Source organism: Pseudomonas sp. LS-2 (assembly GCF_003605735.1).
Taxonomy (GTDB): Bacteria; Pseudomonadota; Gammaproteobacteria; order Pseudomonadales; family Pseudomonadaceae; genus Aquipseudomonas.
Genome location: NZ_QXTJ01000015.1, coordinates 81,697 through 94,822 on the forward strand (window position 1 = coordinate 81,697; position 13,126 = coordinate 94,822).

Sequence of the window (13,126 nt, forward strand, 5' to 3'; positions counted from 1 at the left end):
TTGGGAGTTTTTTCTGGCCGGCCTATGCGTTTGGCTCAATTCAGAATTGAGCGTACCTAGAAACATTTTGTTACATTTTAGGTCACTTTTAGGGGATTTCGGGCTATTTCTGGCCGGCCAGTCTTTTGGGAGGTGGTTCAGGAGGAGTAGGACTCTCACTAGCGCCTTGGGCGCAGTGGCTTTCCAGTGGCTTTCTGGGCGTAAATCACCGAGTAGGGCGACGTGGTGGACGAGGCTGGCGACCTGCAAGATGGGCGGCTATCGTGGGCACCACACTGGTGGGACGATCATTCTGTGAAGGCTGACTTGCAAGGGGGCTGCCCGCGTGAAGGGAGCGGGCAGCTTTCGATGATTACTGACGCTCCTGTTCACCCTGGAGTTCGCGTGCTTCCCGACGCTTCTCTGCGAGGCGTTTCTCACCTTTCATCCTTTCGACCCTAGTGTCTTCGTACGTAGGCTCTTTGTAGACCCGCTGCGACTCGATATTGCGATGGTGCAAGGCCTTCTGAATAAACTCCTCAGAAAGATCTGACTCACAGAGCCTGTAGCCGTATGCGTGACGATGACCATGCTCAGTGGTTCCGAGTTTCTTGGAATGCTCCAAGCCAATACGGTGCACTGCATCACGGTGTTGTCGGTTGAAGTTTTTCATCGTCTCCGGCCTACCGTCTGTGTTCGTAAACGCGTACGGATGGTCTTCAGTCGGCAGAGGGTCAACTCGCTGGTACTTGAGGTAGCTTGCGTAATAGTGAAGGAATACCTTGGCCATATCTAATGGGTAGAAATAGACTTCAAGAAAGCCATCAGAACCATCAGTCAACAGCGGGGACTTCCAGCCGGCATGCAGTGAGTCTGTCTTTGAGTACTCCGTGCGAGGCTTTCTGCGATAACGTCGGTTCAGATAATCACGGCGATTGGTATAGCCCTCTTCTTGAACACGCCCATTCTCAGGATGCCAGATACGTACGTAGGCTTCCTTACGCTCCCTGTCGACGATCACATCAGACAAAAACAAATGAAAGATCTCGCTCTTACGCAGCCCTGCATAATGCATCAAGACTGTGATCGCCCTTCCCTTCCAATCGATACGGTCATTTGCCGTAGCTTCCGGATCTGCCATGCGCCGCACCCACCCGCTTTCAAGCAGGTTGTTAATCTCACTCTCGGGAAAGCGCTTCGTTGGCCTCCTGTTGAACATAGGCACGTTCGAAGTCTGCGTGCGCCGAACCCATTGATTCTCAGCCGCTGCGTCCTTTGGCTTGTTGAGATAGTTCAGGAACACATTGGATTGACGCTGGTAATAGGCGCACCAGTTCATCCGCTCCTCCACAGAGGTCGCCTTCCTGAACGGGTTCACTAAGGACTGCTCGTGTCCCGACTCACCAATGAGCCAGTCGGTATACGCGGTGATGTGCTGCAAGAGCGTACGGGCATCCTCGGCTTTACGCGGCAACCAGTACAGCCCACCAGGATCCTGTTGGGTCTCGATGTTGATCGTTCCGTACTGCAGTGCTGTCGCAAACGACTCCAGGAGCTCTGTCGTCTTGGTGAAGTAGGCTTCGTTCGCACCGATGTACGACAGCAGCAGCTTCATCGCGAATACGTTCCGCTCACGCCATGAGGCACTCTTCTTGAGGTAGCGCGTCGAGGCCAGGAACCTCAGATGGGAAATCAGAATGCCTTGGGGCGTGAGCAACGCGGGAAGCTCGATCTCACGCCCCGTATTGTCGTTCTGGTACAGCGTCCTGATCTTCAAGCTGACTGTCATGGTGCTAGCTCTCCTGCCCTCTTCTCCATGCCCTTTGCTGACAAACCTGGTGAGGTCTGTGTCTTCTGATCGTCGTCTGCCTGCTTGGAATGATCTGCTTGGGGTCTGCAGCTTGGCGGAGTACGCATGGCTTCTGGGGTTGGAGGCTTTTTGGATTTAGTAGTATGTAGTAGTTAGTATGTGGATATTGCCTATTATAGAGGTACAGAGCTTCCTAGTGGAAGATCCCGCACTGGGGGTTTTTGATTATTTTTTGAACGGGTTCTGGGAGCCGAGGGGCTTGAGGGGAGCTGGATAGTATTGATGCGGTACCGGTGATAATGGCGGGGCATGCAGGCCGCCGGCGGTCGCCGGATCAAGCGCAGCCTGTTCATCGACGCCAGTGGCGTGCGGTTCGTCGCCGATGACGAAGAACTGAAACTGACGCAGGTGCGCCTGTTGACCGACTACATGGGCCGCAAGAAGGCCGAACTCAAAGCCTGGAACGAAGCGCAAGGCAATGTCGCCGAATTGTCCGCCAACCGCCGCCGCATCACCAACATCGGCACCTTCCGCGCCTACGCCCTGGCCTATCTGAAAAGCCATCCGGACATTCACCCCGACATGACCTGCATGGTCCGCCAGATGGAAGCCACGGCCCAAGGTGTTCCACTGGAAATCTACTGCTTCACCCGCACCACCAGCTGGGCCGATTACGAGCGGATTCAGGGGGACATTTTCGATTACTTGCTGGCGGTGCTGCCGGAGTTCGGTTTGAGCCTGTACCAGCAGCCGAGCGGGTCGGATATGCGGATGGGGTTAAGGACTCGTTAAATGGGAAAGTCTGATTCTTCAACCCCAAAGGAAGCATTGCAGAGCTCCCTCTTCCTGCGCATATTCTGCGCAAGATTGCAAAGGAGTTCGACCATGCCCCTGACTGAAAAAGAACTGATGGAACGGGATGCCAAGCGCAACCTTGGCGAAGAATTGCTTGAGTCCATCCGGGATGTCAAAGCCGGCAATCACGGCAAGATTCACTCGCTGACAATGACCGAAGCGGCTGAGGCGCGCAGCAAGACAGGACTTTCACAACCACGATTTGCCGAGTTGCTGGGAGTGTCCGTGCGAACACTTCAGGAATGGGAGCAGGGTCGACGTATGCCTTCCGGAGCAGCCCGCTCTTTGCTGCATATTGCTGCGCTTCGACCCGATGTGTTTCGAGACGTGCTGGCCGTGTAATCGGTGAGAGGATCACGCGTAAGAGTTAAACCCACATGAACAAAAAGCCCGGCATCCGCCGGGCTTTTGATTTTCAGTACGAACGTGCCGTACTCAGTAGCGCTGATACTGCGAGCCGAACTCTTTACGGTTGTCAGCGACGAGGACAGCGCCGGAAGATTGGCTGGCGAAAGGCTTGATGGTGTCTTTGTCAGCGACTTTTGTCTCGACGGCGTTGGCGTGAACGTAGGTCGGTTCCAGGACGATGGTCTGGGCGGCGGTAGAGGCCTGTGGGCTGGCGAAAGCGGAAGTGGCGGCCAGAACCGACAGTGCGAAGCCAAACGCGATGGATTTTTTCATGATCTGTTTCTCCGGTAAGTTGGGTGAACCTTTGTGTTGGGACCAATCTATGCCCCCCGACGAAGAATTAAAAAACATTGAAACTTATTCTGTATATCGACCGCACTGATAATAGGGAAAGGACTATTGCGCTCATAAACTTCATGCATCGCCCCCTTTATACTTTCAGACCCTGCACAAAAAGCCCGGCATCTGCCGGGCTTTTTAGTTGTGCGTATTCAGAGAAGACTGAACGGGGCACTCGACTCAGTAGCGCTGGTAGCTGGAACCGAACTCTTTGCGGTTTTCAGCGACGATCACAGTGCCAGAGGCCTTGGTATCAAAAGGTTTTACCGCATCTTTGCTGGCCACTTTGCTATCCAGAACGGTGGCACTGGATGCATCCACAATGGCGCGCTGATAAGTCTTTTCAGGGCTGGCGAACGCAGAACCTGCAGCCAGAATCGAAAGTGCAAAGCCGAACGCGATTGATTTTTTCATGATTTGGATCTCCGCAGAACTGTAAGTAAGTTGGGTAGTTCGTTTCGTTGGAGCCAATCTATTCGGTCAGCCCCAACATGAAAAACCACCCGTGGAGATATCGAACATCAACTCCGATGATGTTATCGCGCAGCACGTCTAGTTCAATGGTCTTGACGGTTTTCCATGGGGTCGAACATCACAGAACAGAAGCGATGACTGCAACAAATGGCGGCCGAACCCCGAAAAAAACATCTTCAGGCGCCGCCCCCGCCGGCAATCCGGCTGGGCGGCGGTTGCGGCTTCACGCGGGTCTGAGCTGCCGGGGGACTTTGCTGCGGACAATAAAAAGCCCGATGACCCGGCGCAAGATGGCGGATCTATCGGGCGATGCACTCAGGAGCATTCAAGTGCCAAAGGAGCGTCGATGAACGAGAGGATGATCACGCGCCGGCATTAACCGACGATTAAGCGCGGCTTGGGTATCACGCCACCTGGGCCAATTTGGCGACCGCCTGATTCAAGCCCTTCTCTGAGAAGTCGCCACCCATATTCAGGCCCTCGGCATGAATGAACGTAACGTCGTGGATGCCGACAAAGCCCAGCACCTGACGCAGATACGGTTCCTGATGATCCAGCGTGCTGCCTGCGTAGATGCCACCGCGAGCGGTCAGTACATAAGCGCGCTTTCCGGTGAGCAAGCCTTGTGGGCCAGTGTCGCCATATTTGAACGTTACACCGGCACGCAGTACGTGGTCGAACCAGGATTTGAGGGTGCTGGGAATTGCGAAGTTGTACATCGGCGCGGCCAGGACCACGACGTCGGCGGCGACCAGTTCGTCAGTCAGTTCATTGGAGCGCTCCAGCGCGGCCTGTTCGACGGCGTTGCGCTGATCCTGAGGCTTCATCCAGCCGCCCAGCAGGTCGATGTCCAGATGCGGCACCTGCTTGACCGCCAGATCGCGAACGGTGATCTCATCGCCAGGGTGCGTGGCACGCCACTGACTGATGAACTGTTGGGTCAGTTGACGGGAAACGGAATCTTGCTGACGGGCGCTGCTTTCGATGATCAGGACGCGAGACATGGGGTGAGGCCTCCAGCGAATGGGTGTGTTGAATTCGATGGAGTGAAGCTTAGGCATGGCCATATCGATTAAAAAGCACAAAAAACTGCTTCTAAATATCTAATAATTTGTTTTGTCTGCGGGAGCGCATTAACCTCTCCCGACCTGACATCCCGATCTACTGCGGTTCACAGCTGAGCTTGATGCGCAGCTTGATGATCTCGCGATTGAATTTGGCCGTGACGTTCTCGCTGCTTTTCGGCGCGATCTGCACCCGACGTGTGCGTGGCGCTTCCGGGCCATTGTTGAACACCACGGTGCACTTGGCTGGCACGTCGCCGTAGTTGTTCACCGTGATGTTGCCGATGTCGTAAGTCGTGTCGTGGCTGTTGTAGTCAATCTGCACTCCGTCGATGTGTTTTTCGACATCGATGGGGTAGGCAAAGGCGCTCAAGGGCAACATCGTCAGCAGCACACAACAGAATTTTTTCATGTGGCAGTCCTCATTATTGGACGGCCAGCTTAGGACAACAGGAGCGAAAGATGAAAGCGCCCCGCGTGACCCTTGATCAATGGCGCACCTTGCAGGCCGTGGTCGACCATGGAGGCTTTGCCCAGGCGGCCGAAGCCCTGCACCGCTCGCAGTCCTCAGTGAGCTACACCGTGGCCCGGATGCAGGATCAGCTCGGCGTCCCGCTGCTGCGCATCGATGGCCGAAAAGCCGTACTGACCGAGGCCGGTGAAGTGCTGCTGCGGCGTTCACGGCAACTGGTGAAGAACGCCAGTCAACTGGAAGACCTGGCCCATCACATGGAACAGGGCTGGGAGGCGGAGGTGCGTCTGGTGGTGGACGCTGCCTATCCGAACGCGCGCCTGGTGCGCGCACTGACGGCGTTCATGCCGCAGAGCCGTGGCTGTCGGGTGCGGTTGCGCGAGGAAGTGCTGTCCGGCGTGGAGGAAGTCTTGCTCGAAGGCGTCGCGGACCTGGCCATCAGTGGCTTCAACATTCCGGGCTATCTGGGCACCGAAATGAGCGCCGTCGAATTCGTTGCCGTCGCCCACCCTGAACACTCTCTTCATCAGATGCAGCGCGAATTGACGTTTCAGGATCTGGAAAGCCAGCTGCAAGTAGTGATTCGCGACTCCGGCCGCAACCAGCCTCGCGATGTAGGCTGGCTGGGCTCCGAACAGCGCTGGACCGTGGGCAGCCTGGCGACCGCCGCGACCTTCGTCAGCAGCGGCCTGGGGTTTGCCTGGCTGCCTCGACACATGATCGAGCGGGAGATGAAGGAAGGCGTGCTCAAGGTGCTGCCGCTGGACAAGGGTGGCAGCCGCTCCCCGACGTTCTACCTTTATTCAAGCAAAGACAAACCGCTGGGGCCGGCCACGCAGATTCTCATCGAGCTGATCCAGACCTTCGACACCGCCCCGCTGGATGCGGCCTTCGCCGCCCCGCAGCAGGCATAGAGACAAACGCAGTTCTGTAGCAGTGCGGCTTCCCGGCGGTGGCCTTCACGATGAAGTCGCCGGCAAGCCAGACTGCTACGGTTCGTGTATTGCCCCTCGACAAGGACGTAAACCATGCCCTACTTCGATCACGACGGCTGTTCCCTGCACTACGAGGAATATGGGCGTGGCGCGCCGGTACTGCTGGTTCATGGCCTGGGTTCTAGCTGTCAGGACTGGGAGTACCAGATCCCGGCACTGGCTGCGCAGTATCGGGTGATCGTGGTCGATGTGCGGGGCCACGGCCGTTCGGACAAACCGCGGGAGCGCTACAGCATTCCGGGTTTCAGCGCCGACATCGAGGCGCTGCTCGAACATCTGCAAAGCGGCCCGGTGCATCTGGTGGGCCTTTCCATGGGCGGCATGATCGGCTTTCAACTCGCGGTCGATCAGCCGCAGTTGCTCAAGAGCCTGACCATCGTCAACAGCGCGCCCGAAGTGAAGATCAAAAGCTTCGGTGACTTTCGGCAGTTCGCCAAACGCTGGCTACTGGCGAGGGTGTTCAGTATGGAAACCATCGGCAAGGGGCTGGGCAAGAACCTGTTTCCCGACCCCGAACAGGCCGAATTGCGGCACAAGATCGCCAGGCGCTGGGCGCGGAACGAAAAACACGCTTACCTGGCAAGCTTCAGCGCAATCGTGGGTTGGGGGGTGCAGGAAAAGTTATCGCGAATCGCTTGCCCGACGCTGGTCGTTACTGCGAAATATGATTACACGCCGGTGGCGCTGAAGGAGGCATACGTTAGGCTTATTCATGAGGCGAGGTTGGTGGTCATAGAGGATTCCCGACATGCGACACCGCTGGATCAACCAGAGGAATTCAATCGGATTCTTTTGGAATTTGTAAAAGATGTGGATGCGATGTCACAGGAGTGACCCTTCATGAAAACATCAAGAAAAATGCTCCCCTATGTAGTGTTCGGTCTGATCGCAGCGGGCATGGCCAGCTCCGCAAGCGCGGGCCTTCTGACAGACCTGTTGGACGAGACAGGTTCATACATTGATTACCTTATAGGTGCACTTGTTTAAGCACCGTTCATACTCCATAGCCACAAGCAACATACGGGGCCCTTCCGGGGCCCTGTCCAAATCCGCTCAAACGTGCTTCCCTTGTGTCCTGTTTTTAGCAGTCGAAAAACCACTTTTCAGGACATCTGCCTCATGCTGAAAAAAATTGCCTTCACCGCTGCCGCCGTGCTGTTCGCTTCCAATCTGATGGCGGCGCCAGCCCCTCATGTCGTGCTGGACACCAGCCTGGGCCAGATTGAAATCGAACTGAACCAGGACAAGGCGCCAATCAGCACGAAAAACTTTCTGACCTACGCGAATGAAAACTTCTATACCAACACCATCTTCCACCGCGTGATCCCCGGTTTCATGGTTCAAGGCGGTGGGTTCACGGCGCAGATGATGCAAAAGCCGACCCACGACCCGATCAAGAACGAAGCGGAAAACGGCCTGCATAACGTGCGCGGGACCATCGCCATGGCGCGTACCTCCGACGTGAACTCGGCCACCAGCCAGTTCTTCATTAACGTCAAGGACAACGAAATGCTCGACCACGGCGTGCGCGACTTCGGTTACGCGGTGTTCGGCAAGGTGGTAAAAGGCATGGACGTCGTTGACACCATCGTCAATTCCCAAACGACCAACAAAGGCGGCATGCAGAACGTGCCTGTCGACCCGATACTGATCAAGTCCGTCAAAGTTGTGAACTAAGCTCTGCAGGTGCGCAAAAGCCGGGCGCTCGCCCGGCTTTTTTCTTTTCCGGAAGAAACAGCATGGATCCCCGCGAGCAAACGCGGCTTCACGCGGTCACAACAAGGGACAATTCCCTGGTCCCCAGAAAGGAGAGCCCGCTCAAGCGTGGGCGTCATAGCCAATGCTCTATCGTCGTTTCGAAAAACTGATCGATATCTTCCGCGATGCCCCGACCGCCGCGCCACCGAACCAGGTCATGGCGTTTTACGTCTATTACCTGCGCCAGGTCTGGCCCAGTTTCCTCGCACTGTTGGTGGTGGGGCTGATCGGCGCATTGATCGAGGTGTCGCTGTTCAGCTACCTGAGCCGCATCATCGACCTGGCCCAGGGGGCACCGAATCCGAACTTTTTCAGCGACCATGCGCTGGAGCTGACATGGATGGTCGTCGTCGCGCTCGTTCTGCGACCGATCTTCGTCGCCCTGCATGACCTGCTGGTGCATCAGACCATCAGCCCCGGCATGACCAGCATGATCAACTGGCAGAATCACAGCTACGTGCTCAAGCAGAGCGTGAACTTCTTTCAGAACGACTTTGCAGGGCGCATCGCCCAGCGCATCGTGCAGACCGGCAATGCCTTGCGCGATTCCGCCGTGCAGACCGTGGACGCCATGTGGCACGTGCTGATCTATTCGATCGGTGCGCTGGTGCTGTTCGCCGAAGCGGACTGGCGCCTGATGATTCCGCTGCTGAGCTGGATTCTTGGCTTCATTCTCGCCCTGTGGTACTTCGTGCCACGGGTCAAGGCGCGTTCGGTCGTGTCGTCCGACGCCCGCTCCAAGCTGATGGGGCGCATCGTCGACGGCTACACCAACATCACGACCCTGAAGCTGTTCGCTCATACCAACTCGGAGCAGCTATACGCCCGGGAAGCGATCAGCGAGCAGACCGAGAAGACCCAACTGGCCGGCCGTGTGATCACCGAAATGGACACCGTGATCACGACCCTGAACGGCATTCTGATCGTCTGGACCACGGGCCTTGCCTTGTGGCTGTGGACTCAGTCGCTGATCTCGGTGGGCGCAATCGCGCTGGCGACCGGTCTGGTGATTCGTATCGTCAACATGTCCGGCTGGATTATGTGGGTCGTCAACGGCATCTTCGAAAACATCGGCATGGTTCAGGACGGTCTGCAGAGTATTTCCCAGCCCGTGGGCGTCACTGACCGCGAGGCCGCGCCGAAGCTGGCGGTGAGCCGTGGCGAGGTGAAGTTCGAGAACCTGCAGTTTCAGTACGGCAAAGGCAAGGGCGTGATCGATGGCCTGAATCTGGACATCAAGCCCGGCGAGAAGATTGGACTGATCGGGCCGTCCGGTGCGGGTAAATCGACGCTGGTGAACCTGCTACTGCGTCTGTACGACGTGCAGGGCGGACGGATCACCATTGACGATCAGGACATTTCCCACGTATCTCAGGAAAGCCTGCGCTCGAACATCGGCATGATCACGCAGGACACGTCGCTGCTGCACCGCTCGATCCGCGACAACCTGCTTTACGGCAAACCCAACGCCACCGATGCCGAGCTGTGGGAAGCCATGCGCAAGGCTCGCGCCGACAGTTTCATTCCGCAGCTGTCGGACTCCGAAGGCCGCACCGGGCTCGATGCCCATGTCGGTGAGCGCGGCGTGAAGCTGTCCGGTGGGCAGCGTCAGCGGATTGCGATTACCCGCGTGCTGCTCAAGGATGCGCCGATCCTGATCATGGATGAGGCGACGTCTGCGCTGGACTCGGAGGTGGAGGCGGCGATTCAGGAAAGCCTGGAAACCCTGATGCAGGGCAAGACGGTGATCGCCATCGCCCACCGCCTTTCGACAATTGCGCGGATGGACCGACTGGTGGTGCTGGAGGACGGCCAGATCGCCGAAAGCGGCACCCATGCCGAACTGCTGGCACATCAAGGGCTGTACGCACGCTTGTGGGCGCATCAGACCGGTGGTTTTGTCGGGGTGGACGAGTTCCCTTTGGCGCCGCAGTCGTTGTAATGGCTGACTTGCTGGCGGTGATGAAACCGGAATCGCCACCGCCGGCAAGCCGGACTGCTACAGAGCGGTACCCCAACAAACGCGCAACGCTGGATGCACACCGTACCTGTGGAGCCGGCTTGCTGGCGAATGTGGTCGGTCAGTCAACCATGATGTGGCTGACTCAACTTTCGCGAGAAACCAGCTAATACAGTGAGTCTGAGTCAAACTGACTCACGGCGGCGTGACTCACTCATTCAATCGCTTACTCACCCTGCCGATACGGCAGCGCTGCCCTCGCCTCTTCGGCATACGCCAGAATCCCCGCCCTTTCCTGACTCAGGAAGTCCGCCACCGCCTCGCGCAATCCTGGGTGAGCCAGGTAATGCCAGGAATGGGTAATCACCGGCTCGAACCCGCGAATCAGTTTGTGCTCGCCCTGAGCGCCGGCGTCGAAACGCTTGAAGCCCTGTGCGATGGCGTAATCCATCCCCTGGTAGAAACAGGTCTCGAAATGCAGTCGGTCGAACTCCGCCAGGCAGCCCCAGTAGCGCCCGTAGAAGCTGTCGCCTCCCACCAGACTGAACGCCATCGCCACCGGCCTTGAGCCTTGTCGCGCCAGCACCACGCGAATGGCTTCGGGCAGGCGCTCGGCCACCAGACTGAAGAACTCCCGCGTCAGGTATGGCGCCTGCCCGCGTATCTCGTAGGTGTTGGAATAGCAGGCATAGACGAAATCCCAATGTGCCTCGCTCAGTTCGTGCCCCTCAAGCCACTCGAAGTCGAAGCCCTGCCCCGCCACCTGCTCGCGCTCTTTGCGCATCTGCTTGCGCTTGCGTGAACTCAGGGCGTCGAGGAAATCCTGAAAATCGCGGTAGCCCCGGTTCTGCCAGTGGTACTGACAGCCGATGCGCTGCAACCAGCCCGGTTGCTCGGCGAGCATCATGTCCGAGACAGGGTCGGTGAAGTTGACGTGTACGCTGGACAGCTCTTCTGCCTCGGCGTAGCCCGGCAGGCAGGCGATCAATTCGCGGCCATCTGCGGGTGTCTTCGCCAGCAGACGAGGCCCGCTCACCGGACTGAACGGCACGGCCACCAGCAACTTCGGATAGTAAGCGAGACCGGCGCGGCGACAGGCATCGGCCCAGCCGTGGTCGAACACGTACTCGCCGTAGGAGTGCCACTTGCGATACGCCGGCAATGCCGCGATCAGCTTCTCACCTTCATAGTGGAGCAGGTGCTCGGCACGCCAGCCAGAGCGCGGCCCGAGGCTGCCGCTGTCTTCCAGCGAACTGAGAAAGGCATGACGCAGAAACGGCGAGTCGCCGGGGATCAAGGCGTCCCACTCTTCGGATGCAAGGTCCGACAGCTTATCCAAACGGTGTAACGACATCGAACCCTCCAACGGCCCCCCGCTAACGTTTGCGCAGTATCACCTATTGAAGACGTTTGCACATGAAATTTGCCATGGCAGCGCTCTAGCCCGCGGGTTCAACGAAATTTTCACATGTCATCGAGATGCCATCACATAGCCATCCCTCTGTCATAAACGATCGTAATACTGGCGCCTGTTTTTAGAGCCCCCGGTTCTTAAAACCTGGACTTTTTTTCCGCCCGCATCGGTCGGTTGTTCCCTGGATGGCTTTGTCATCCCTTCTCATCTACGGAGATTGATATGCGTCTTGCTTCCACCAAAACTGCGGCAGCCATGTGTGGCGGTCTGTTGCTGGCCATGAGCGTTCCGGCCAGCGCCGCAGTCGACGCGAAACTGCTCGACATGCTCAAGGCCAATGGCTCGATCTCGCCAGCCCAGTACGCCGAACTGCAATCGGAGCTCGCCAAGGATCAGCAGGCTCAACAACAAGCCCAGAAAGCGACTGCCGACCAGATCGCAGCAGCGCAGACCAAGTCGGCCGATCTTTCGGCATTCGAGCAGAAAGTGGCGTGGGCCGCCAAGACCCAATTCAAAGGCGACGTGCGCGTTCGTCAGGAAACCATCAAGATCGATGGTCAGAACAACAGCCAGGACAAGGATCGTCAGCGTATCCGTGCCCGTCTGGGTGCCTACACCGATATCAACCCGCAGGTCAGCACCGGTATCCGTATCGCCACCGGCGGCAGCAACGACGCCCGTTCGACCAACCAGGATCTGGACGGCTACTTCGTCAAGAAAGACCTGTGGCTGGACATGGGTTACATCGACTACCACCCCACTGCCTTGCCTAACCTGCACGTGATCGGCGGCAAGATGGCTCAGCCCTGGGTCAGCATGGGCGACATCATCTGGGACAGCGACATCAACCCGGAAGGTCTGGCCGCTACCTATAGCTACCCGATCAGCAAGAACTTCGACATCTTCGGCAGCATCGGCAACTACACCCTCAAAGACAACATCGACGGCGACGGCACTCAGTTCAAGAACGACCTGCGCCTGAACGCCGGCCAGTTGGGTACGCACTTCCAGCCGATCGACGCACTGAAATTCACCGTCGGCGGTAGCGTTTATCAGTACCAGAACGACAAGGATTCGGCAGCACTGTCGGTCAATGGCAACAACACCGACCGCTTCCGCCTGCTTGAAGGCTTCGCTCAGATGGACGTCAACGGTCTGGCCGTTCCGCTGTCGTTCTACGGCCAGTACGTGAACAACAATGCGACCGACAGCGAGCAGGACACGGGTTGGCTGACCGGCGTGAAGACCAAAGTGTTTGGCTTTGCGCTGGACTACAACTACCGCGACGTACAACGCAACGCAGTGGTTGGCGCCTTCACCGACTCCGACTTCGCCAACGGCACGACCGGTTCGCGTGGTCACAAACTGGGCGTCTCTTACGACATCGACAAGAACTTCTCGATCGGTGCGACTTACTTCCTGACCAAGGCCGACTTCGCGACCACCACCCAACGCGACGCAGATGCCAACACGCTGCAGCTGGACGTTCTGGCGAAGTTCTAAGCACCGCTGTTACACGATTCAAACGCTTCAAGCTTCAGGCGGCATGCTCCCGTCGCCTGGAGCCGCATCATCCTTCCAGCCCGCTGTTGCCCTGT

General features: G+C 57.6%; 13 protein-coding genes and 1 pseudogene. 8 read left to right on the forward strand and 6 right to left on the reverse strand.

Annotated features, from left to right (window positions below; genetic code table 11):
- Window positions 1-352: 352 nt before the first annotated feature.
- Window positions 353-1,768: a gamma-mobile-trio recombinase GmtY gene (gene gmtY, locus D3M70_RS08535; RefSeq protein WP_120125346.1), complete on the reverse strand. Its 1,416-nt coding sequence runs from the start codon at window positions 1,766-1,768 to the stop codon at window positions 353-355.
- A 321-nt stretch (window positions 1,769-2,089) separates the two neighbouring features.
- Here gmtY and D3M70_RS08540 point away from each other — a divergent pair.
- Window positions 2,090-2,581: pseudogene (locus tag D3M70_RS08540) on the forward strand (mechanosensitive ion channel family protein); the annotation flags it as partial.
- Window positions 2,582-2,674: 93 nt separating this feature from the next.
- Window positions 2,675-2,986: a DNA-binding transcriptional regulator gene (locus tag D3M70_RS08545; protein WP_120125347.1), complete on the forward strand. Its 312-nt coding sequence runs from the start codon at window positions 2,675-2,677 to the stop codon at window positions 2,984-2,986.
- Window positions 2,987-3,079: 93 nt separating this feature from the next.
- On the opposite strand, the gene D3M70_RS08550 is transcribed toward D3M70_RS08545, so the two are convergent.
- From D3M70_RS08550 to D3M70_RS08565, 4 genes are all read right to left on the reverse strand, one after another.
- Complete coding sequence (locus D3M70_RS08550; RefSeq protein ID WP_120125348.1) at window positions 3,080-3,325, reverse strand: hypothetical protein; 246 nt, start codon at window positions 3,323-3,325, stop codon at window positions 3,080-3,082.
- A 246-nt stretch (window positions 3,326-3,571) separates the two neighbouring features.
- Entirely contained in the window at window positions 3,572-3,805 is a 234-nt protein-coding gene (locus D3M70_RS08555) for a hypothetical protein (protein WP_120125349.1), read from the reverse strand.
- A gap of 464 nt (window positions 3,806-4,269) precedes the next feature.
- Window positions 4,270-4,869 (reverse strand): FMN-dependent NADH-azoreductase, encoded by a 600-nt coding sequence (locus tag D3M70_RS08560; RefSeq protein WP_120125350.1) that lies wholly within the window; start codon window positions 4,867-4,869, stop codon window positions 4,270-4,272.
- 157 nt (window positions 4,870-5,026) lie between these two features.
- The gene (locus tag D3M70_RS08565) at window positions 5,027-5,341 is read right to left on the reverse strand and encodes a 3-phosphoglycerate kinase (RefSeq protein WP_120125351.1); all 315 of its coding nucleotides are present in this window, start codon (window positions 5,339-5,341) and stop codon (window positions 5,027-5,029) included.
- Window positions 5,342-5,391: 50 nt separating this feature from the next.
- On the opposite strand from D3M70_RS08565, the gene D3M70_RS08570 reads away from it, so the two are divergent.
- The 5 genes from D3M70_RS08570 (at window position 5,392) to D3M70_RS08585 (ending at window position 10,096) form a co-directional block, all read left to right on the forward strand.
- On the forward strand, window positions 5,392-6,315 hold the full coding sequence (locus tag D3M70_RS08570) for a LysR family transcriptional regulator (protein WP_120125352.1): 924 nt from the start codon (window positions 5,392-5,394) through the stop codon (window positions 6,313-6,315).
- 114 nt (window positions 6,316-6,429) lie between these two features.
- Window positions 6,430-7,230, forward strand: coding sequence for an alpha/beta fold hydrolase (locus D3M70_RS08575; RefSeq protein ID WP_120125353.1), 801 nt, complete (start codon window positions 6,430-6,432; stop codon window positions 7,228-7,230).
- Window positions 7,231-7,236: 6 nt separating this feature from the next.
- Complete coding sequence (locus D3M70_RS31905) at window positions 7,237-7,383, forward strand: hypothetical protein (protein ID WP_165869761.1); 147 nt, start codon at window positions 7,237-7,239, stop codon at window positions 7,381-7,383.
- A 132-nt stretch (window positions 7,384-7,515) separates the two neighbouring features.
- Window positions 7,516-8,073, forward strand: a complete 558-nt coding sequence (locus tag D3M70_RS08580; RefSeq protein WP_120125354.1) for a peptidylprolyl isomerase — start codon at window positions 7,516-7,518, stop codon at window positions 8,071-8,073.
- A 163-nt stretch (window positions 8,074-8,236) separates the two neighbouring features.
- On the forward strand, window positions 8,237-10,096 hold the full coding sequence (locus tag D3M70_RS08585; RefSeq protein WP_120125355.1) for an ABC transporter ATP-binding protein: 1,860 nt from the start codon (window positions 8,237-8,239) through the stop codon (window positions 10,094-10,096).
- A 244-nt stretch (window positions 10,097-10,340) separates the two neighbouring features.
- On the opposite strand, the gene D3M70_RS08590 is transcribed toward D3M70_RS08585, so the two are convergent.
- Complete coding sequence (locus D3M70_RS08590) at window positions 10,341-11,468, reverse strand: GNAT family N-acetyltransferase (RefSeq protein WP_120125356.1); 1,128 nt, start codon at window positions 11,466-11,468, stop codon at window positions 10,341-10,343.
- A 282-nt stretch (window positions 11,469-11,750) separates the two neighbouring features.
- Here D3M70_RS08590 and D3M70_RS08595 point away from each other — a divergent pair, with 282 nt between their 5' ends.
- Window positions 11,751-13,031: a putative porin gene (locus D3M70_RS08595; protein WP_120125357.1), complete on the forward strand. Its 1,281-nt coding sequence runs from the start codon at window positions 11,751-11,753 to the stop codon at window positions 13,029-13,031.
- The last annotated feature ends 95 nt before the right edge of the window (window positions 13,032-13,126 follow it).

Coding starts and splice junctions, on each gene's coding strand:
- D3M70_RS08575 (WP_120125353.1), top strand. CDS start 6,430: ATGCCCTACTTCGATCACGACGGCTGTTCCCTGCACTACGAGGAATAT.
- D3M70_RS08595 (WP_120125357.1), top strand. CDS start 11,751: ATGCGTCTTGCTTCCACCAAAACTGCGGCAGCCATGTGTGGCGGTCTG.
- D3M70_RS08570 (WP_120125352.1), top strand. CDS start 5,392: ATGAAAGCGCCCCGCGTGACCCTTGATCAATGGCGCACCTTGCAGGCC.
- D3M70_RS08590 (WP_120125356.1), bottom strand. CDS start 11,468: ATGTCGTTACACCGTTTGGATAAGCTGTCGGACCTTGCATCCGAAGAG.
- D3M70_RS08560 (WP_120125350.1), bottom strand. CDS start 4,869: ATGTCTCGCGTCCTGATCATCGAAAGCAGCGCCCGTCAGCAAGATTCC.
- D3M70_RS08550 (WP_120125348.1), bottom strand. CDS start 3,325: ATGAAAAAATCCATCGCGTTTGGCTTCGCACTGTCGGTTCTGGCCGCC.
- D3M70_RS08580 (WP_120125354.1), top strand. CDS start 7,516: ATGCTGAAAAAAATTGCCTTCACCGCTGCCGCCGTGCTGTTCGCTTCC.
- D3M70_RS08545 (WP_120125347.1), top strand. CDS start 2,675: ATGCCCCTGACTGAAAAAGAACTGATGGAACGGGATGCCAAGCGCAAC.
- D3M70_RS08565 (WP_120125351.1), bottom strand. CDS start 5,341: ATGAAAAAATTCTGTTGTGTGCTGCTGACGATGTTGCCCTTGAGCGCC.
- gmtY (WP_120125346.1), bottom strand. CDS start 1,768: ATGACAGTCAGCTTGAAGATCAGGACGCTGTACCAGAACGACAATACG.
- D3M70_RS08555 (WP_120125349.1), bottom strand. CDS start 3,805: ATGAAAAAATCAATCGCGTTCGGCTTTGCACTTTCGATTCTGGCTGCA.
- D3M70_RS31905 (WP_165869761.1), top strand. CDS start 7,237: ATGAAAACATCAAGAAAAATGCTCCCCTATGTAGTGTTCGGTCTGATC.
- D3M70_RS08585 (WP_120125355.1), top strand. CDS start 8,237: ATGCTCTATCGTCGTTTCGAAAAACTGATCGATATCTTCCGCGATGCC.